General features: G+C 38.0%; 20 protein-coding genes. All 20 read right to left on the reverse strand.

Annotated features, from left to right (window positions below):
* Window positions 1-3: 3 nt before the first annotated feature.
* Window positions 4-1,290: a methionine gamma-lyase family protein gene (locus tag ABE613_RS13620; RefSeq protein ID WP_235231438.1), complete on the reverse strand. Its 1,287-nt coding sequence runs from the start codon at window positions 1,288-1,290 to the stop codon at window positions 4-6.
* Between the two features lie 28 nt (window positions 1,291-1,318).
* Window positions 1,319-1,612: a hypothetical protein gene (locus ABE613_RS13625; protein WP_235231437.1), complete on the reverse strand. Its 294-nt coding sequence runs from the start codon at window positions 1,610-1,612 to the stop codon at window positions 1,319-1,321.
* The gene (gene miaA, locus ABE613_RS13630; RefSeq protein WP_347376666.1) at window positions 1,606-2,547 is read right to left on the reverse strand and encodes a tRNA (adenosine(37)-N6)-dimethylallyltransferase MiaA; all 942 of its coding nucleotides are present in this window, start codon (window positions 2,545-2,547) and stop codon (window positions 1,606-1,608) included. Before miaA ends, ABE613_RS13625 begins: the two co-directional genes overlap by 7 nt.
* A gap of 2 nt (window positions 2,548-2,549) precedes the next feature.
* On the reverse strand, window positions 2,550-4,481 hold the full coding sequence (gene mutL, locus ABE613_RS13635; RefSeq protein WP_347376667.1) for a DNA mismatch repair endonuclease MutL: 1,932 nt from the start codon (window positions 4,479-4,481) through the stop codon (window positions 2,550-2,552).
* A 3-nt stretch (window positions 4,482-4,484) separates the two neighbouring features.
* Window positions 4,485-7,133 carry a DNA mismatch repair protein MutS gene (gene mutS, locus ABE613_RS13640; RefSeq protein ID WP_510182364.1) on the reverse strand — a complete coding sequence of 883 codons (2,649 nt, stop codon included), beginning with the start codon at window positions 7,131-7,133 and terminating at the stop codon, window positions 4,485-4,487.
* 80 nt (window positions 7,134-7,213) lie between these two features.
* A complete protein-coding gene (locus tag ABE613_RS13645; protein WP_235231434.1) occupies window positions 7,214-7,630 on the reverse strand; it encodes a putative ABC transporter permease in 417 nt (138 codons plus the stop codon).
* A gap of 78 nt (window positions 7,631-7,708) precedes the next feature.
* Window positions 7,709-9,148 (reverse strand): tRNA (N6-isopentenyl adenosine(37)-C2)-methylthiotransferase MiaB, encoded by a 1,440-nt coding sequence (gene miaB, locus ABE613_RS13650; protein ID WP_235231433.1) that lies wholly within the window; start codon window positions 9,146-9,148, stop codon window positions 7,709-7,711.
* On the reverse strand, window positions 9,114-9,296 hold the full coding sequence (locus tag ABE613_RS13655) for a DUF4250 domain-containing protein (RefSeq protein WP_235231432.1): 183 nt from the start codon (window positions 9,294-9,296) through the stop codon (window positions 9,114-9,116). Before ABE613_RS13655 ends, miaB begins: the two co-directional genes overlap by 35 nt.
* Window positions 9,297-9,301: 5 nt before the next feature.
* Window positions 9,302-9,877, reverse strand: a complete 576-nt coding sequence (locus ABE613_RS13660) for a 5-formyltetrahydrofolate cyclo-ligase (protein ID WP_347376675.1) — start codon at window positions 9,875-9,877, stop codon at window positions 9,302-9,304.
* A complete protein-coding gene (locus ABE613_RS13665; protein WP_347376668.1) occupies window positions 9,846-10,067 on the reverse strand; it encodes a DUF896 domain-containing protein in 222 nt (73 codons plus the stop codon). The genes ABE613_RS13660 and ABE613_RS13665 overlap by 32 nt, the downstream gene beginning before the upstream one ends.
* 119 nt (window positions 10,068-10,186) lie before the next feature.
* Window positions 10,187-10,567 carry a hypothetical protein gene (locus ABE613_RS13670; protein WP_347376669.1) on the reverse strand — a complete coding sequence of 127 codons (381 nt, stop codon included), beginning with the start codon at window positions 10,565-10,567 and terminating at the stop codon, window positions 10,187-10,189.
* A gap of 46 nt (window positions 10,568-10,613) precedes the next feature.
* Window positions 10,614-11,435 (reverse strand): pyridoxamine kinase, encoded by an 822-nt coding sequence (locus ABE613_RS13675; RefSeq protein ID WP_347376670.1) that lies wholly within the window; start codon window positions 11,433-11,435, stop codon window positions 10,614-10,616.
* Window positions 11,436-11,437: 2 nt separating this feature from the next.
* On the reverse strand, window positions 11,438-13,108 hold the full coding sequence (locus tag ABE613_RS13680; protein ID WP_347376671.1) for a putative polysaccharide biosynthesis protein: 1,671 nt from the start codon (window positions 13,106-13,108) through the stop codon (window positions 11,438-11,440).
* A gap of 12 nt (window positions 13,109-13,120) precedes the next feature.
* Window positions 13,121-13,615 (reverse strand): rRNA maturation RNase YbeY, encoded by a 495-nt coding sequence (gene ybeY / locus ABE613_RS13685; RefSeq protein WP_235231427.1) that lies wholly within the window; start codon window positions 13,613-13,615, stop codon window positions 13,121-13,123.
* Window positions 13,612-14,619 carry a PhoH family protein gene (locus ABE613_RS13690; RefSeq protein WP_235231426.1) on the reverse strand — a complete coding sequence of 336 codons (1,008 nt, stop codon included), beginning with the start codon at window positions 14,617-14,619 and terminating at the stop codon, window positions 13,612-13,614. The genes ybeY and ABE613_RS13690 overlap by 4 nt, the downstream gene beginning before the upstream one ends.
* 3 nt (window positions 14,620-14,622) lie before the next feature.
* A complete protein-coding gene (locus ABE613_RS13695) occupies window positions 14,623-15,879 on the reverse strand; it encodes a sporulation protein YqfD (RefSeq protein WP_347376672.1) in 1,257 nt (418 codons plus the stop codon).
* Window positions 15,880-15,895: 16 nt separating this feature from the next.
* Window positions 15,896-16,177, reverse strand: a complete 282-nt coding sequence (gene yqfC / locus ABE613_RS13700) for a sporulation protein YqfC (RefSeq protein ID WP_235231424.1) — start codon at window positions 16,175-16,177, stop codon at window positions 15,896-15,898.
* Window positions 16,178-16,686: 509 nt separating this feature from the next.
* Window positions 16,687-18,726: a polyphosphate kinase 1 gene (gene ppk1, locus ABE613_RS13705; RefSeq protein ID WP_347376673.1), complete on the reverse strand. Its 2,040-nt coding sequence runs from the start codon at window positions 18,724-18,726 to the stop codon at window positions 16,687-16,689.
* A gap of 138 nt (window positions 18,727-18,864) precedes the next feature.
* Window positions 18,865-18,993: a hypothetical protein gene (locus ABE613_RS13710; RefSeq protein WP_268826667.1), complete on the reverse strand. Its 129-nt coding sequence runs from the start codon at window positions 18,991-18,993 to the stop codon at window positions 18,865-18,867.
* A 101-nt stretch (window positions 18,994-19,094) separates the two neighbouring features.
* The gene (gene mscL, locus ABE613_RS13715; RefSeq protein ID WP_235234284.1) at window positions 19,095-19,529 is read right to left on the reverse strand and encodes a large conductance mechanosensitive channel protein MscL; all 435 of its coding nucleotides are present in this window, start codon (window positions 19,527-19,529) and stop codon (window positions 19,095-19,097) included.
* Window positions 19,530-19,671 lie beyond the last annotated feature (142 nt).

Genomic DNA, 19,671 nt, shown 5'->3' on the forward strand with positions numbered 1-19,671 from the left:
ACTTTATAACGTTACAATTCCTTCTCGGACCAGATATTCCAGAGACATCAGTATTCCAAGTTTTGCATGCGGCCAGGTCAATCCTCCCTGAAAATATACAGCATAAGGTGGCTTGATCGGACCATCAGCGCTCAATTCAATGGAGGAACCTTGCACGAAAGCTCCTGCCGCCATAATCACATCACTGTCATACCCCGGCATTGCCCATGGCTCTGGGGTAACATAAGAATCAACTGGTGCAGCCGCCTGAATTCCTTTACAGAATGCAATGACTCCTTCTGGAATACCGAATTCTACAGCCTGAATAATATCATGACGACTTTCCGTGCCGTTCGGGACCACATGGTATCCCAATTTCTCATAAATATTTGCAGCAAAAATTGCACCCTTCAGTGCACCTGCTACAACGGTAGGTGCAAGGAATAATCCTTGATAAAAAGAGCGCATAATACCGAGGGATGCACCAACTTCTTTTCCTAATCCAGGTGATGTCAACCGATAACCGCAAGAATCAATCAAGTCTTTTCGACCAGCAATATAACCGCCAATTGGAGCAAGTCCACCTCCCGGATTCTTAATCAAAGAACCAACGACCATATCTGCACCCACATCACTTGGTTCAATAATTTCCACAAACTCACCGTAACAATTGTCTACCATGCAGATGATATCGGGATTAATCTTTTTAACAAAAGCAATTGCTTCCCCAATTTGTTTTACAGAGAAACTTGGACGTGTCTGATAACCTTTGGAACGCTGGATCGTAGCAATCTTGGTGTGTTCATTGATAGCTTTGCGAATATTATCATAATCAAAGCTACCATCTTCCAATAGATCTACTTGGGCATAAGTGATACCATATTCAGCAAGTGAACCATTCGACGGACGAATTCCAATTACTTCTTCTAAAGTATCATATGGTTTCCCGGCAATGGAGAGAAGTTCATCTCCCGGTCTTAGATTTGCACTAAGTGCCAGAGCCAAAGCATGTGTGCCACAAGTAATCTGTGGACGTACCAACGCACTTTCTGTATGAAACACAGAAGCATATACTTTTTCCAGTGTATCACGACCATAGTCATCATACCCATATCCACTGGCATAATTAAAGCATGTGGCATCTACCCTGTTTTCCTGCATTGCGCGGATGACCTTCAGTTGATTATACTCCGCAATCTGATCAATGTTTTCAAAGCGTTCTTTCAAATCAGCCTCTATGGCCTGACCAAATTCCAGTACTTTAGGCTGAATGCCAATTTCTTTATATAAATGTTCTTTTTCATCTAACATAATATTCCCTTTCCATTTTTACAATACTCTATAATGCTTCCAGAATTTTTGTTTTTACAATTGCGCACTGTGCGTTAAACTCTGGATTTATTGGCTGGATTTCAACAATCACATCCGCTGCCTCTCGATAACGTTTCATATCATATAACAAAGAAGCGCGATTTAGCTGGAACCAGGCTTCTTCTCCTTCCGTACGGATTAATGGCTTTAATTCCATTAACTGTTTATAAGTAGAAGATGTATTTTGTGACTGTGCATAGACTTCCATTAATATATTCATCTTTTTTAAAAAAGCAGATCTGCCAAATAATCTTCTTAACATATGACTCCTTCCAAAGATTTTATCATCTCATGCAATATTTTTTCCTCATCGTAGTTATAATCTTTCTTATTAATCCAGCTTACCTGTCTTTCGCGTTTGAACCAGGTAAGCTGACGTTTTGCGAAATGTCTTGTGTCACGTTTTATTTTATAAATAGCTTCTTCTATACTGCAGGCACCTTCCAGATAATCAAGAATTTCTTTGTAACCTAGCCCTTGCATGGATACCATCTCTCTGGTACATCCCATCTCCTTCAAATGTGCTACTTCTTCTACCAATCCGTCCTGAAGCATTTGATCAACTCTTTGATCAATGCGGTGATATAGATTCTGTCGGTCATCATTCAGCACAAAATACTTAAAACAATATGGTGATTCTTTTTGGCGTTCCTTTTCATTATGTTCAGAAATGCGCTCTCCTGTCTGATAATAAAATTCCAGAGCACGAATGACACGTTTTACATTATTCGCATGAATTTCTTTAGCAGCATTAGGATCAACATCAAGCAAACGCTCATGAAGTTTTTCATTGCCGTATGTTCTTGCATATTCTTCCAATTCATGACGATAGGATAAATCTCCATCATTTTCCGAAAAATCAATATCATAAAGCAACGCCTGAATATAAAAACCAGTACCGCCTACAATGATTGGAATATGGTGGTGAGAATAGATTTTTTCCATTGCTTTTTTGGCCATCTGTTGAAATCGTACTACATGAAATTCTTCCCAAGGTTCCAGTTCATCTACAAGATAATGAGGAATACCCTGCATTTCATCCTGCCGAATTTTCGCGGAACCAATGTCCATGTGCTTATATATCTGCATGGAATCTGCAGATATGATCTCTCCGCCGATTGCTTTTGCAAGTCCTATAGATGCTTTGGTCTTTCCGACAGCCGTAGGCCCGGTTAGAACTACTAATGGTTTTTTCATATTTAAACAATCCTTTTGAATTTTTTCTCTAACTCTCGTTTACTCATTGCAATAATCGTTGGCCGTCCATGTGGGCAATGGTATGGATTCTCCAATGTCAAAAGTTCGCCAATCAGCGAATCTACTTCAGCTGCAGATAATTTCATATTTCCTTTTACAGCAGCCTTACATGACATGGACGCAACTTTTTCATCAATCATATCCGGCGAAAGATTACGGTGAATTTCATCAGAAAGACTATCCAACATCTGTAATAACAAATCTTTTTTGGCAATTCCAAATAGGTTATCCGGAACTGCTCTGACAGCATAAGATTCTTGCCCAAATTCCTCAAATTCAAATCCAATCCGTGTGAACTGATCCATATACCGGTTCAATAATTCAGCTTCCTGCATGCTTAGATCTAATACAATCGGGGGACTGATCATCTGAGATGTGAATTCTCTTGTCTTCATACTTTTTAGAGTTCTTTCATACAGAACTCTTTCGTGGGCCGCATGCTGATCTATAATATAGAGATTGTCATGGAATTCGACCAGCCAGTATGTCTCAAATACTTGTCCAATTAGTTTATATTCATTTTTCGCCTCTTTGGTTAATAACTTTTCTTCAAAGAAGTCTAATTGTTTTGCTTCTTCTTCCTTTTTCGCGTAACTTACTGTTTCACGAATCCTGTCTGCCTGTATCTCTGGCTTGAAGATGTTCTTCTGATCAACAACTTCCGCAGAAGAATTCTGATTATGATACGATTGCACACGCTCCCGCATCTTTGACATATAATAATCAAGATTTCGTTCTTGCTGCGGGGCAGATGAACTGTTTTTTTTCTCGGTTGACTTTGCCGGGACAGTACGCATGGGTACATTGTTCTTTACTTCCTTTGGCATAGGCGGTGTAACTGGTGGATCCGCTTTTGGTATGGACACTTCCACGTGAGGAATCAGCTCTTGAGCATGCAGTCCCTGATCAACTGCAGTATATACTGCATTATAAACCTCCTGTTGATTATTAAAACGTAATTCCATCTTAGTCGGATGCACATTGACATCCACATGTTCTCCATCAATTTCAATATGAAGAACGGTAAAAGGATATTTATGCTGCATGGTGAAGTCTTTATATGCATCTTCAATAGCTTTTGAAATAATAGTACTTTTTACATATCTTCCATTAATAAAATAATTTTCAAAATTACGGTTACCTCTTGAAATTATCGGTTTTCCCAGAAATCCTGTAATCTTTATTCCATTAGACTCATAGTCTGCTTTCAGAAGATTCGATGCAATCTCCCGGCCGTAGACATGATAAATGACATCTTTCAAATTGCCATTACCTGAACTATGCAGCTTGGATTGCTGATTATTGATGAACTGAAATGATATCTCAGGGTGAGACAATGCCATTTTTGTCATTAAGTCACCAACATGGCTTGCTTCTGTCATAGGAGTTTTTAAAAATTTTCTTCTTGCTGGTGTATTATAAAAGAGTTGTCGAATCAAAAATGTAGTTCCATCTTTTGCTCCTGTATCATCCAGCTCCTCTTCCTTTCCGCCGGAGATGCGGTAAAGTGTTCCAAAGGTCTGTTCTTTTGTCTTTGTAATCAATTCTACCTGAGAAACTGCTGCAATACTGGACAACGCCTCTCCGCGGAATCCGAGAGAACCGATGTGTACCAGATCATCAACAGAGCGAATCTTGCTGGTGGAATGTCTCAAAAATGCATTTGGAACATCTTCTTTTCCGATTCCGCATCCATTATCAGCAATGCGGATCAAATCGATCCCCCCATCCTGGATTTCCACAACAATTGCTGTAGCACCTGCATCAATGGCATTTTCAACCAATTCTTTCACAACAGACGCGGGACGTTCAATAACTTCTCCTGCTGCGATTTTATCAATGGTTACCGAATCTAATACGTGTATCTTGCTCATGTTTTACCACCTGTTTTTTAGTTTGTTCTGTAATTGGTATAAGGTATTTAAAGCTTCAATCGGTGTCAGATTACTGATATCAAGACTTTTGATTTCATCAATTACATCATCATCTTTTACAGTATCGAACAGAGACATCTGTGCCAGGTCTACTTCATCATAATGTTTTGGCTTCGCTTTAGGTTGTTCATGTCCATGAGATGCTATATCTTTGATACGCTCTGTAATATCTGCATGAATCAGTTCCTCTACGATTTCTTTCGCACGCTGAATCACAGAATCCGGAACTCCGGCAAGTCTTGCCACCTGAATTCCATAGCTCTTATCTGCGCCGCCTTTTACAATTTTACGAAGAAAGATGATATCATCTCCTTTTTCTTTGACAGCGATACAGTAATTATTTACATTATCAATTTTGCCTTCTAGTTCTGTAAGTTCGTGATAATGGGTCGCAAAAAGTGTCTTTGCTCCTAATAACTTACTGTTGCTGATATGTTCGATTACTGCCCAGGCAATACTTAATCCGTCAAAAGTACTGGTCCCTCGCCCAATCTCATCAAGAATCAAAAGGCTTTTATTCGTCGCATTTCTTAAAATATTAGCAACTTCTGTCATTTCTACCATAAAAGTACTTTGTCCACTAGCCAGGTCATCAGAGGCTCCGACTCGGGTGAAAATACGATCTACCAGTCCGATGTCTGCACTGGCAGCCGGAACAAAAGATCCAATCTGTGCCATTAATACAATCAACGCTGTTTGACGCATATATGTAGATTTTCCTGCCATATTAGGACCAGTAATAATTGAAATACGGTTTTTCTTATCATTCAGGTAAGTATCATTGGCGATAAACATGTCATTTGGAATCATCTTCTCTACAACTGGATGACGTCCATCTTTGATATTGATCACACCTTTTTCATTGATCTTAGGCCTTACATATTGATTTCTCTCGGCGACCAACGCCATTGAGGCAAATGTATCAAGTTGTGCGATGGCATGAGCAGTACTTTGAATTCTAAGAATTTCTTTTGCAATCTGATCGCGTACTTCGCAATAAAGCTGATATTCTAATGCATACAGTCTGTCTTCTGCACCTAAAATAGTATCTTCAAGTTCTTTTAATTCTGGTATGATATATCGTTCAGCGTTTGCAAGTGTCTGCTTACGAGTATAATAATCAGGCACCAGATTCTTGAAAGAATTGGTAACTTCCAGATAATAACCAAATACTTTATTATAACGAATACGAAGGTTTTTAATGCCTGTCTTTTCTCGCTCATCTGCTTCCAATTTTGCAAGCCATTCTTTACCATCTGATTTTGCTGATCGGAGTCGGTCTACTTCTTCATTGTAACCATCTTTTATGATTCCGCCTTCTTTCATAGCAAGTGGCGGATCATCCTGAATTGCTGTTTGAATCAGATCGCACAATTCCTCCAATGTATCAAGATTTTCATAGATCTCGTGTAAGAGTGGTGCTTTCATTTCCTGAAGAATGTATTTTATATGCGGAAGCATGGACAATGAGCTTTCAAATGCAATCAGATCTCTTGGGTTCGCAGACTGATAAGTAATCTTGCAGACCAATCGTTCCAGATCATAGATTGGAGAAAGATATTCTCGTATTTCTTCCCGTGAGATTGCGTTATTCTTCAACTCATCTACAGCATCCAGTCGACGTTCGATTTCTTTGCGATCAATCAATGGCTGTTCAATATATTTACGCAGAGTTCGCGCTCCCATAGCCGTTTTAGTCTTATCCAGTACCCAGAGTAAAGATCCTCTTTTCTGCTTTTCTCGTAATGTCTCGCATAGTTCTAAGTTTCGTCTTGTTGAACTGTCCAGAAGCATATATTTTCCAGAAGCATATACAGATAATTTGGTAATATGAGATAAATCTCTTTTTTGTGTTTCCAGCAGATATTGAAGCAGTGCTCCAGCTGCAATGACTCCACAGTCATAATCCGCAAGTCCCAGACCTTCCACTACATTCACATGAAAATGCTCTTTTAAAGTCCGCTGACAGATGGCATCATCAAAATACCATGCATCCAAAGAATAGATTGTGATGCCTAACTTTTCTTTTAATAGTTCCAGATCCATGCCACTCATATAAAAAGCCTCATTGCATATCAGCTCTGAGGGCATAAATTTATAGATTTCATCAAATAATTTTTCGCTGTCACCTAATTCTGTCACCAGATATTCTCCGGTTGTAACATCCGCTACTGATAATCCATAACGATCGGCTATATAGACAACGCACATAATATAATTATTTTTCGTTTCATCTAATGACTGTGTGTCCAGATTAGTTCCTGGCGTCACAATACGAACAACGTCTCTTTTGACCAGTCCTTTTGCTGTGGCTGGATCTTCCATCTGTTCACAGATAGCAACTTTATAACCTTTAGATACAAGGCGGTTCAAGTAACCATCTACAGCATGATAAGGAACGCCACACATTGGTGCACGTTCCTCAAGGCCACAGTTTTTTCCGGTTAATGTAATTTCAAGTTCCCTGGATGCAGTAATTGCATCATCAAAGAACATCTCATAAAAATCTCCCAATCTATAAAACAAGATGCAGTCAGGATATTCCTTTTTTGTCTCCATATATTGCTGCATCATTGGTGTTAATTCCGCCACGTTAATTCTCCTCTTTTGCTAACATTTTTACATTTTATTATATCATTTCTTCTCAAAATAAGAAAGATAGAATTTCTCATTTATAATACATGGTAATAAGGCTTTTCTTCACCATATAACCAATAAGAGAGATAACCTCCCAGAAAAATTCCACAGACACATAGTCCTGAAAATATGATTACAAAAGGCAGACAAATCTGTCCAAACAACTGAAAAGGCTGATCGGAATAATCCCAGACTTTCCAGTTCATCCATTTATTAACGATGATCCCGGTAATGAACTCCATTGCAGTGACAAAGATCACACAACGAAGAAGCTGGCGCCATAAAGGATCTTTCCAATGAACCATTTGGCCTTGTATAGTAAAAAACACAAGACAGATTCCACCTAGTATAAACATGGTCCAGTGGGAAAAACCTCGAAATGCGACTTCAAACAGATAATATATACTTCCTCCCAGAGTCCATAAGAATAAATACTCACTTAATTTTCTCATAAAAAACGCCCTCACTTTGTTGTTCATACATAGTGTGAGCGTTTTTGATTCATAATATAGGTGGTATATATTTCTTGACTAGATTTTCTCTCCGAGATAGTAAAAGCCCTTGCATTCTGTCAAATGTACGTCTATCAGCTGTCCTATTAATTCTTCACTTCCTGCAAAATGTACCAGGAGATTGTTACTTAGACGTCCGGTTACCATTGAACTGTCATGTTCACTGACAGATTCCACCAAAACTTGCTGAGTAGTTCCTTCATGAACAGCACATACTTCCGATGCAATGGTCTGCACTTCATTCAGCAGACGATCGAAACGATCTTTGATTACGTCTTCCGGTATCTGGTCTTCCATGACTGCAGCCGGAGTTCCTGTTCTTTTTGAATAGATGAAAGTAAACGCGCTATCGTAGCGGACTTTGCGTACAATATCAAGCGTCTCTTGAAAATCTTCTTCTGTTTCACCCGGAAAACCGACAATAATATCTGTTGTCAGAGATATATCTGGTACAGCTTTCCGAATCTTATCTACTAATTCCAGGTACTGTTCTTTTGTATATCTGCGATTCATTTTTTGAAGTATTCTGGTACTGCCTGATTGAACCGGCAAGTGCAAATGTTTACAGATTTTTTTCGAATTTCCCATGACTTCAATCAATTCATCAGACAGATCCTTCGGATGTGAAGTCATAAAACGAATTCTTTCAAGACCGTCAATCTTTTCAATTTCCTGGAGAAGCTGCGCAAATGTAATCGGCTGTTCCAGATTCTTACCATAGGAATTTACATTCTGACCTAACAGCATAACCTCCACTACACCGTCTGCAACCAATCGCTCAATTTCACGAATGATTGCCTGGGGTTCACGGCTGCGTTCTCTTCCTCTGACATATGGGACGATACAATAACTGCAGAAATTATTGCAGCCAAACATAATGTTAATTCCGGACTTAAAGAAATATTTTCGTTCATTTGGAAGATCTTCTACGATTTGATCTGTATCTTTCCAGATGTCAATGATCATACGCTGGGATTCCAGACGTGTTACGATTAGTTCTGCGAATTTAAAAATGTTATGAGTCCCAAAAATAATATCAATAAAACCATAACTTTTCTTGAGCTTTTCCACAACTTCCGGTTCCTGCATCATACATCCACACAGACCGATCATCATATTAGGATTCTTTTTCTTCCTTGGCTTCAACTGTCCCAAACGTCCATAAACTCGTGTATTTGCATTTTCACGAACGGTACAGGTATTGTAGATAACAAAATCGGCGATATCTTCAGATGCTTCTATATAGCCGATTTCCAATAGAATTCCGCGTAATTTTTCGGAATCCCTGGCATTCATCTGACAACCAAATGTGGTTACACAAAAGGTAAGCGGTCGTCCAATCTCCTGGGATTTTTTTTGAATATATTCTTTGGCTTTTTCTATGTAATAATATTGACGCTCAGGTTCCTTATCCGGTATCTCATTAGACAAATTGATGTTTTGATTCGTCATATTCATAATCAATTCCTTTCAGTTTGCATATAATCTCATCTTTTTCTACATTCATGTCCTCGCATAATGCATCCAGAGTATGGTAATAATCTCTGATTTTCGTATTTACCACACTCAGCAAAAGCATAGGATCTTTTGGTAATCCTGTCTGCATATCACTTACTCCTCATAGTATTCTCTCTGGCATATTTTTGTCTCTGTAATCAGTACTTCCGGCTGGATATCATGTGTCTCATGAGGAATCTGTTGAAAAATCTGAAAATCAAAGGCAATGGCCATTGTACGAAGTCTTGGATGTGCGGCAAGATATCGGTCATAATAACCACCGCCATAACCAATTCGATGGAAGCTGCTGTCAAAAGCGACTCCCGGTATGATCATCAATCCCTCGGTCCCTTCAGATATCCAGTCTGTTTCTGGTTCCAATATGCCATATGCCCCTGGCCGCAGCTCTTGTATACTGCTGATATGACAGAAAATCATTTCAGCGCCAATAACTTTCGGAACCCAAACATTTTTCCCCAATCGCCAGGCTTCTTCTATTATCTTAGTTGTACCGGTTTCTCCATGGCAATCAACATAGCTATAAATATCGGTTGTCTCTCTAAACCACGGATGGGAAATCACCGCTGATGCGATGGATTCTGTTTTTTGTTGCCATATAAGAGGATCTAATTCCTGTCTCAGTCGGCTGATCTTTTTTCTAATTTCCTTTTTGGTTTCCAAATTTCTCACCCAAATCTGTAATTGTTCCATCCGCTTCCTTGATGGAAATGTTATTAAGCTGGCTGCGAAGGTTGCGCTTAAATGAGTCAATATACTCTCTTCGTAATATTTGTTGTTCTTTCTGTTCGGCGGTTGTCAATCCTTCAGCTTTCGATTTGTGATATAATTCATTAATTCTTGCGATTTTTTTTTCGTCCATATCTTTTGTCCTTCCTTATCTTGTTTCTAAGAAATTACGATACTTATCTTACACTATCTTTTCCTAGAAGTCCACTGCTTTTCTTTTTCCAAAATGTTAGATTTATCGTAAAGAGTATATTAGCTGGAATAATTTTCCAGGAATCCATATAAAGCTTCGGTGTCTTCGATATATTTTCCATTTTTTATTTCTTCACGCAGAGTGCCTGGAAGTTCATCATATAAAATATCTGTATATTCATAAGGCGTCTTCTTATCACTTAAATATACGACTACATATCCATTAACTTCCATCAGATAAAAACAGTCATCTTTAAGTGCCTGTCCTTCCGTTGCAACAGAAGGTTCCAGAGATGTTGCTGCTTTCTCTGTTTTTTCTTCGGTAACTTTTGATTCGGCAAGTTCTTTTGATTTTTGATAACTTGATTGATAAGCTCCTGCGATTAAAACAAAAGCAATGATCATGACCACAAAAAAACCAATACCATACTTATTTTTCATAAGGACAACTCCTTTTTTAGTACAGTATTGGCTGAAAATTCCTGATTTATACAAGTTTACGCAAAGTTTTTTCGATCAAGAGACCCTCTCGTTCAGGATAATCGAATTTTTGGCTTTCCTGAATGCACGCACATACAAAAGCATGAGAAGCCTGTACACTTTCTAACAATGAATAACCCTGAAGTAGTTTTGACAAAAACATTCCGTCAAACGCATCCCCAGTGCCATGATATTCACTTAAAACTTCACCATTTCCAATATATAGGAATGCGTTATCTTCATAAAGTACAATTCCTTTTTTACAGTCATCTTTTGGGACACTGGTGATAACCATATCAAAATTTCCGTATTTACGCAATTCCTTACATAATGGCAAGACATTTCGATGGTTTCCAGTAATCTGATATTCTTTCCCGGTTAAAAGATAACATTCCGTTAAATTAGGGAGAATAACATCTGCATAAGGCAGCAGTTTTCTCATAGCCTTTCCATAAGAAGCATCAAAATTAGAATAATACTGTCCATGATCGCCCATGATTGGATCGAATATTACCATGGTATCTGGAAATTGTTCAATAAAGTAGATAACAGAATCTATGATCTGTACACTTCCTAGATAACCGATAAATATAGCATCAAAAGAGATCTGTTCTTTTTTATAATGATCAGCACAATTACGGATATAATCTCCTGGAATGTGTGAAATAGCCGGCGTTTTGTATCCACCGGTATGAGTGGATAATAATATTGTTGGAATCGGACATGCTTCAATTCCCATTACACTTAATATCGGCATCATATTCATAAGTGCAGCTTTTCCGACTCCACACAGATCATGCAGCAAAGCTACTTTTTTTACTGGTCTCATTTTTATCTGTATTCTCCTCTTATCAAATGTAATTTTCTGCATAGAGATATTAAAGTTGTTCCTTTTGGTATTTCCAGCATCTCTTCTTCTGTTACTCCACCGAGCAATACAAGTGATGCACCATATGTAACGACAGCTACAAGTAATGCAATAATTGTGGCAATACTCTCACCAGCAAATAGTTCAAACAACAAATGAATAATAATCGTCACCACAGCCATAATAGCAGACGCTATCACTGGAATCACAAAAGTACGTTTCTTTTCTTGAACATAACCAACCCGTTCTCTCAGAGAATGAGCATTCAAGATACAGATAGCACCAGAAAAAACAATCTTGCTTAATACAACTGCATAGATATTCCATTTGAAGATGACCATCATCAGTATTAGAGATATGACATGAATTAATAGAGAAATTGCTGCATTTTTGACAGGAGTAATCATGTCATCAAGTCCCTGAAGCACAGAATTCGTTACAGTGGACAAGCAGAAAAATACAACAGAAATAGAACCCATCTGTAACATTAGAGCTGCTGTTGCATTATCTTCCGTGTAAAACAACAGATCCATAATTGGTTTTGCAAGAATTAGAAATCCAGCAGCACATGGAATTGCAATCATCATATTGAATCTGGTAACCGTATGAATCTTATTATGTACCTGTTTGCGATTTCCCGTCTGTACAGTTGTAACAAGGCTTGGAATCAATGAAGCTGCAAGAGAACTTGCAACAGATAATGGAACGTTCACCAAAGTACTGTACTGACTGCTGAACATTCCCATTAAACTGGCATATTCTTCATTCTTATATCCCTGAGCAGCCATAATATTATTAAAGATTGCGGTGTCTAAAAAGTCGCTGATATTATAAACGGTTGCGCTCAGGATGACTGGTGCGATCGTGAGGAGAAGAACTCTGGATAATTTTTTATAATTTTCCCTATGGCGCGAGCGGTCACGTCTTATTTTACGCTTAAATATTTTCTGATAAGCAAAATAAATGACTGCACTGACTAAGAGTGCAAAAAATGCACCAGAAATCGTACCTATGGTACCGCCTGCAGCAGCATAAGCTGGACCAAACGATTGATTTCCTCTTGTTTCCGCAATATTTTTTCCTGCGCTAAGCAACAGATATGCGCCAACAACAGACATGACTGCATTGACGATCTGTTCCAACACTTGGGAAACTGCGGTTGGAACCATGGAGCCATTTCCCTGGAAAAACCCTCTTAAAACTCCCAACAAAGCAACAATCAGTATACATGGAGCAAGAACACGCAACGCATATACACTCATTTCCATGGACATGATATTTGTTGCGATAAAGTCTGCACTCACAAATATAATTAAAGAAACCAGCCCTCCTGCAATCAATGCAAAAGCCATGGCACATTTGAATACTTTATATGCATTCCGATATTCCCCTACAGCGATTCTGGCCGATACCAGTTTTGAGACAGCAAGAGGAAGACTGTATGAGGTGAGCATTAAAGCTACCGTATAGATAGAAAATGCAACGTTATAATACCCCATTCCTTCGCTTCCAACGATATTGGTAAGAGGAATTCTATAAACTGCTCCAATCAGCTTAGTGATTACCCCGGCAATTGCCAGGATAGAACCCTGAACCAGAAAATTTTTTTCTTTTCTACTTTGTTGTTTTGCCATAATAACTCCATCTTATCGTAAAATATTTAATATATTCATGATCTCATTCTGTTTTTCTTCCATAATCTGACGTTCCTCATCTTCCATATGGTCATAACCAGTTAAGTGTAACACAGAATGAGCAATTAAAAAAGCATATTCTCGCAACACAGAATGACCATATTCTTCTGCCTGAGTCAGAACCTTTTCTTTAGAGATAACGATATCGCCCAGAGAAAGTTCTCCTGATTCCGGATTAAAACAATCATCTCTTTCTTCCAGAAAATCGAATTCACCAGGAATTGGATAATCAATCAATGGAAAAGACAATACGTCTGTAGGACGATCAATCCCACGAAACTGCAGATTCATCTCATGAATCTGTTCATTCATTGTAAGCAAGAGATTCACTTCAGCCTCATACGGACATCCCACATAATCTAAGGCAGCTTCAACCACCTGTTGCGCAATCTGCTGACATTCCAACGGAAGCTTTACTTCGCCTTCTTCTTCAAAATACAGTGTCATGATCTTCGCCTCTTCTCTCTGTTCTTTGACCGGTTACGGTTTTGAATCTCGTGTTTCTCATATTCTTCATATGCTTTTACAATCTTTTGTACCAATGGATGCCGAACTACGTCTTTACTGGTAAGATGGCAGATACTTATATCATCAATATTTTTTACAACGGATGTTGCTACGTCAAGTCCAGATATCTGTCCGGATGGAAGATCTTTCTGCGTGGCATCTCCGGTAATTACAACCTTAGATCCAAATCCGATTCTCGTCAAAAACATTTTCATCTGCGCTGGCGTTGTGTTCTGTGCCTCATCCAGAATAATAAAAGCATTATCTAAAGTTCTGCCACGCATATATGCCAATGGGGCAACCTCAATCAGTCCTTTTTCTGAATTCTTTATAAAACTCTCTGCTCCCATGATCTGATACAAGGCATCATAGAGTGGTCGAAGATAAGGATCAATCTTACTCTGCAGATCTCCTGGAAGAAATCCTAATTTCTCGCCAGCTTCAATTGCCGGACGTGTCAGGATGATTCTTCCTACTTCATTATTTTTAAAAGCAGTAATTGCCATTGCCATGGCAAGATATGTCTTTCCTGTACCGGCCGGTCCAAGGCCGAATACAATCATCTGCTTTCGTATTGCATCTACATATTTCTTCTGACCAAGAGTTTTTGGTTTGATAGGTTTCCCTTGTAAGGTATGACAGATAATATCTTTATCGATTTCTAACACATTCTCTTCACTGTCTTCCATAACGAGAGCAAGTGTATAATCTACATTCTGTTCCTGAATGGTGTTGCCCCTGCGAGATAATTCCACCAATTGTCCCAGCACATTTCGTGCTCTTTCTACATTGGCAGCATCTCCCATGATTTTTACACTTTCTCCTCTTGCAATTAAAGTTACGTGAAGTGTCCGCTCGATTTTTTTTACATAAGCATCAAATTGGCCAAATACATTCTTTTCATGCTCAGCCGGTATGTCAATGACTGCTTCCATTAATCCCATTCGTTATTCTCCTGACTCATCTTGTTCTTCTTGCACTGGAATCTCCAATAATTGAGAAGGAGCTGAGGTGCCGATCGACATAATAACAGTTAATGTTCCCCGTGCCTCGGCCTTTTCAGACTCTGTGTATATTTTAACATCATTCTCAATAATTTCTACCCCTTTTTTCTCCAAATCCTTACAATATTCCTCAAATTTATCGGATAATATCTGTTGAACTTCTTTTGTTGAATATTTTTTATTGATTGATTTATACGGTTTTGCGTCTCTGATTCCATAAAAAACCGGAAGATAAAAGTTTTCCCCAAACTTTAACTGTTTTTCCCAACCGTGCATTTCCCATGAGTCATACTGATTATGGATAGATGCAAATCGTAATCTATAATTACCAATACTTAGATGATATTCTTCTTTTTCTACAGATAGATATTCCTTTTCTTCATATGTCATCTGCATCTTTTCTTGATATACAATTGTGGTCCGTCCACGAATGTCGGCATCTGCTTCGTAATATTGATAGCTGATTATTTCACCAGAATCATCGGTGACAGGAACCTGACCGGACACCAAAATATCTCCCTGCTTTACTTCGGTTCCTTTTTCTACAGCCGGTACACCATTTCTTGAAATAATCTCTGTAATAACACAGTCGTGATCAGCTATGATATCGGTTGGTAATATTTCTGTAGTATTATCTGATGTGATCGTAGAAGTGTCCATAGAATCTTCATTTTCTTTGATTTGAATGATAAGGCGGCTTCCCTGAATTGATGCAGATACCCAGATGATATCATCATATTCTTTTCGAATATCTTTTACGATTCGGTCACAATCAACTTCGGATTTTGGCATTCCATTTGCAACATTCTTTTCTGCAAGAAATTTCAATAATGTATCATCTGTATATGTCTGATTTCCAGTGATGTTGATATTCCATATGTAATGCGACATCAAGATGGTAAGGCAAACACAGATGAAAGCACCTGCAATGAAAAATCTTCGTCTGTGATATTTGTGTAAAAAAAAAGGAAGCCCCAGTCTTTTTACAATTACCACTTTTGTTCCAGTCTTTCTGATAATCGGTTTCAACTGTCGGAATCCCTGAATTGAAATATTCATTTCATAAGCGCCTTGCACCGGCTGTAGTTCCCATAACGAAATTCCTTTATGGCAGCATGCATTTAGGAAACGTTCTGTTGAGTACCCGGTGACCCGTATTCGAATAAACCCTTTCATGTATCGAATGATCTTTGGCAGCAACTTAATATCCTCCTTTTTAATGCTGATATTCAACGGACAAAATTTGTCCGTTTACCTTCATCTCGTCGTTCGTATAATAGATGACATGTAGATTTTTTCCAAAGATGCGAATCTGCCCGGTTTTTGTCTGAATGCGTACTAAAGAATCTGTGTATTCAATAATTCCTCTATAATTCTCCAGACACAATTCATTTTGTCCAAGGATAGTCAATACCGGCATTCCCATGACAACATCCTTTGGCAATTCGGATAACTCAGCTATTTTATTTCGAAGGAAATGATCGTTATTTGATTTCATAGAAATGCCACTCGCAGAATTTATAATAATCTATGTGGCGAGTATGAAGATTATGCATGCCTCCTTTTTATTCTTACGGAACACTTTGAACCTAACTGACAAGGAATCATACATTTATAAAAAATACAGGCAATTGTCAGTAACCAGAGTATTCTTTGCCTTTGCCCTGAATCATTGGTTAGATTATGTATGCTGTCACAGACCTGCCGAAATCTGGGAATACCTGTGACAGCATCTCTAAGGATTTTAATGCCTGCCCAGGACTGAAACGATGTAAAAAGAATCAGCCCTCCTTTTCTCCAACAGTTCAATTCCTTTGTCATTAACTGGTATAAACCGGCATATATTCCTGTAACTGTCGCGATATGATGAATCCACGTGCACAGTGATACTTCTTTTTCCTGCATTGTATCAAATCCTCCTATCATTCAATAAATATGATATTATTGTACAGGATTTTTTTATTGTTATACAGAAAAAGAATTCGCAAGTTTCAACATTGTTCGTGTCTATTCTTCATGATATGCCATTGCATAAAATTTTTCCTGTGAATTAAGAGGTTTCTGATCATTCTCTACTCTCCGGTATGTACCATCCGGATACAATTGCCTTGCTTTTTGATTATCATTTAACATAATATCAAACATGTTCTGCAATTCTTCTTTTAAATGCTCTGCATAGACTGGTGCCGCAACTTCTACTCTTCTTACTGTGTTCCTGGTCATAAAATCTGCAGATGCAATATAGTATTTTCTTCGGTCACCAGATCCAAATATATAGATTCTGGAATGTTCCAGAAATCTTCCTACGATACTGATAATACGAATATTATCTGTCTTTCCTTCAATTCCTGGAATCAGACAACAGATTCCTCGAATGATCATATCAATCTTAACACCGGCACTGGATGCTTCTATTAATTTATCGATGATCTTCTTATCAGTCAATGAATTCAGTTTAAAACCAGCATAAGCTTCCTCTCCACTTTTTGCATGTGCGATCTCTTCGTCCAACATCTCAAGAACTTTATTCTGAAGACATTTGGGTGCTACAAGAAGATGTTCGGATTTTTCTGTGACTTCCCCTTTTGCAAGTGCCTGAAAAACATTAGAAGCCTCTATACCAATATCCACGTTGGATGTCATTAATGATAAATCTGTATAAAGTCTAGAAGTTTTTTCGTTATAGTTTCCGGTTCCGATCTGTGTAATATATTCAATCTGCTTATCGGTCTTTCGGGTAATCAAACATAATTTTGAATGCACTTTGTAACCGTCGAGTCCATAGATGACCTGACATCCTGCATTTTCCAGGCGTCTGGACCATTCAATATTATTTTCTTCATCAAACCTCGCACGAAGTTCAACTAATACTACTACTTCTTTGCCATTTTCAGCAGCTTCGATCAATGCCTCTACCACTTTACTTTGCTTTGCCACACGGTACAAAGTCATCTTGATAGAAACTACATCTTTATCTTCTGCGGCTTCGTTTAACAGATGTAAGAAAGGGCGAATTGATTCATAAGGATAAGAAAGAAGCTTATCTTCTTCTTTTATCTGTTCTATGATACTTCTTCCTTCCTGAAACTGATCTGATTTTTGAGATGTTCTTTTGGGGAAGAACAGTTTGGTTTCTTTTCGAAGAAGATCTTGTATCTGAAATACAAAAGAAAGATCAAGCGGTGTTGAAGTTTTGAACACATGATTCTTTCCTAATTCGAGATAATCACAAAGAAGGGAGATGCCATAAGAATCCATTTCTCTTGAAAGCTCCAGACGGATTGGTGCCAACTTCTTCCTTTGCTTAATGATACCTACCATAAATTCCCGGTAATCCAGATCTTCATCATACAGAGCGTCCGCGTCAATATCTGCATTTCTTGTAACGCGCATAAGTGATTTTGATTTAATCTTATAGCCCTTGAATATTTTTGATACAAAATGTAAAATTAATTCTTCTGTCAATATGTAACTTCCCTGCATGCCAGGAATATTGACCATACGGCCAAATACACTACCGGTACATGGAATCAGACCTATTCTTTCTTTTTTATTCTTTGTTTCCAACACAACAACTGCATATATCTCTTTATTGCGAAGAAATGGGAATGGCTGCCGTCTACCTACAACAGTTGGCGAAATTAGTGGGGCGATCTCTGAATCAAAATATTTTTCCAGATACTTGCATCCTTCGGAATCAATATCCTGGAATCTTAAAATTTGAATTCCTTCTTTTGCAATACATTCCATGAGTTCGTCATAGACAGCTTCTTTACGGCAGTCTGTCTTACGAGTCTGCTTCAATATTGCATCTACTTGTTCCTGAGAAGTCATCCCTGTCTTATTCTCCCGGATTTCTTTTTGAAGCAATGTCTGATCAAAAAGTGAACCCACACGCACCATAAAAAATTCATCCATATTAGTCTGATAGATTGACATAAATGTCAGCCTTTCACATAACGGCACAGATGGATTTTCTGCTTCTTCCAGTACTCGTTCATTGAATTTGAGCCAGGATAATTCTCTGTTCATATACATATTATCCATTGTATACACCTTTCTTTATCAGTATTGTATAAGTTTATATCGTATTACATATATCACAACTACAAAAAGAGCATTTATAATCTATGTTAAATTCATGTAAAAAAAATCTCCGTGATTTTGTCACGGAGATTTTTGAATCTAAGCTACTTTATATGGTTTTCTTTTAAATATTTCTTTTGCTTTTGGATCAACTTTAGATTCCATGCTGGAATAGTACCTTATCATATCGTTTTTAATCTGTTTCCGGTTTCTTCTCTCTTTACGCATAACACAGACATCCTTTCATGGTTCATATAATACTTAATATATCTTTTGATAAAGATAATTTATCGTAGAATTATTTTTATTATATGAAATCACGTTTAAGTCTATGTTAAATCCGGACTTTCCTCTAGCACAGAAGTGCAATGTGGACATCTAAGTGCATCAATTGCAATCTCACTTTTGCAAAACGGACAAGTTTTTGTCGTTACAGGCGCTTCTTCCTCTTCTTTTTTCGGTGCAAACTTTGCAGCAGCGTTGTTCATTGCTTTGATGATTATAAACAGTACTAATGCCATAATCAGGAAATTGATGACAGCTGTTAAAAATTTTCCATAATTCAAGGTCACCTCACCAAGAATATTCCAGGACAGCTTGTCAAAATTCATTCCTCCAAATAATCCAAGAATTGGATTGATGATATCTTCTACAAATGAAGACACAATACTGGTAAATGCACCGCCTATGATAATACCTACTGCCATATCCATGACATTGCCACGGCTGATAAACTCCTTAAATTCTTTTATAAAGTTTTTCATCTTTCGTCTTCCTCCTTATGATCGGTACTGTAAAGTTTTACAGTCCTATTTTTCTTTAAAACCTTATATTTTCAAGGACTTCACCACTTTTTGCATATAAAAAAGCAATGACCCCCTTTTTCGTGTATAATGTAGGCTACCA

Source organism: Dorea chungnamensis (genome assembly GCF_039832125.1).
GTDB lineage: Bacteria > Bacillota > Clostridia > Lachnospirales > Lachnospiraceae > JAFBIX01.

Bases quoted from the DNA above. Each gene is read 5' to 3' on its own strand.
- miaA (WP_347376666.1), bottom strand. From the start codon at position 2,547: ATGAAAAAACCATTAGTAGTTCTAACCGGGCCTACGGCTGTCGGAAAG.
- ABE613_RS13670 (WP_347376669.1), bottom strand. From the start codon at position 10,567: ATGAAAAATAAGTATGGTATTGGTTTTTTTGTGGTCATGATCATTGCT.
- ABE613_RS13665 (WP_347376668.1), bottom strand. From the start codon at position 10,067: ATGGACGAAAAAAAAATCGCAAGAATTAATGAATTATATCACAAATCG.
- mscL (WP_235234284.1), bottom strand. From the start codon at position 19,529: ATGAAAAACTTTATAAAAGAATTTAAGGAGTTTATCAGCCGTGGCAAT.
- ABE613_RS13655 (WP_235231432.1), bottom strand. From the start codon at position 9,296: ATGCAGACAGGATTACCAAAAGATCCTATGCTTTTGCTGAGTGTGGTA.
- yqfC (WP_235231424.1), bottom strand. From the start codon at position 16,177: ATGAAATCAAATAACGATCATTTCCTTCGAAATAAAATAGCTGAGTTA.
- ABE613_RS13690 (WP_235231426.1), bottom strand. From the start codon at position 14,619: ATGGGATTAATGGAAGCAGTCATTGACATACCGGCTGAGCATGAAAAG.
- ABE613_RS13680 (WP_347376671.1), bottom strand. From the start codon at position 13,108: ATGGCAAAACAACAAAGTAGAAAAGAAAAAAATTTTCTGGTTCAGGGT.
- ABE613_RS13620 (WP_235231438.1), bottom strand. From the start codon at position 1,290: ATGTTAGATGAAAAAGAACATTTATATAAAGAAATTGGCATTCAGCCT.
- ABE613_RS13625 (WP_235231437.1), bottom strand. From the start codon at position 1,612: ATGTTAAGAAGATTATTTGGCAGATCTGCTTTTTTAAAAAAGATGAAT.
- ABE613_RS13675 (WP_347376670.1), bottom strand. From the start codon at position 11,435: ATGAGACCAGTAAAAAAAGTAGCTTTGCTGCATGATCTGTGTGGAGTC.
- ppk1 (WP_347376673.1), bottom strand. From the start codon at position 18,726: ATGGATAATATGTATATGAACAGAGAATTATCCTGGCTCAAATTCAAT.
- ybeY (WP_235231427.1), bottom strand. From the start codon at position 13,615: ATGACACTGTATTTTGAAGAAGAAGGCGAAGTAAAGCTTCCGTTGGAA.
- mutL (WP_347376667.1), bottom strand. From the start codon at position 4,481: ATGAGCAAGATACACGTATTAGATTCGGTAACCATTGATAAAATCGCA.
- ABE613_RS13710 (WP_268826667.1), bottom strand. From the start codon at position 18,993: ATGCGTAAAGAGAGAAGAAACCGGAAACAGATTAAAAACGATATGATA.
- miaB (WP_235231433.1), bottom strand. From the start codon at position 9,148: ATGAATATGACGAATCAAAACATCAATTTGTCTAATGAGATACCGGAT.
- ABE613_RS13645 (WP_235231434.1), bottom strand. From the start codon at position 7,630: ATGAGAAAATTAAGTGAGTATTTATTCTTATGGACTCTGGGAGGAAGT.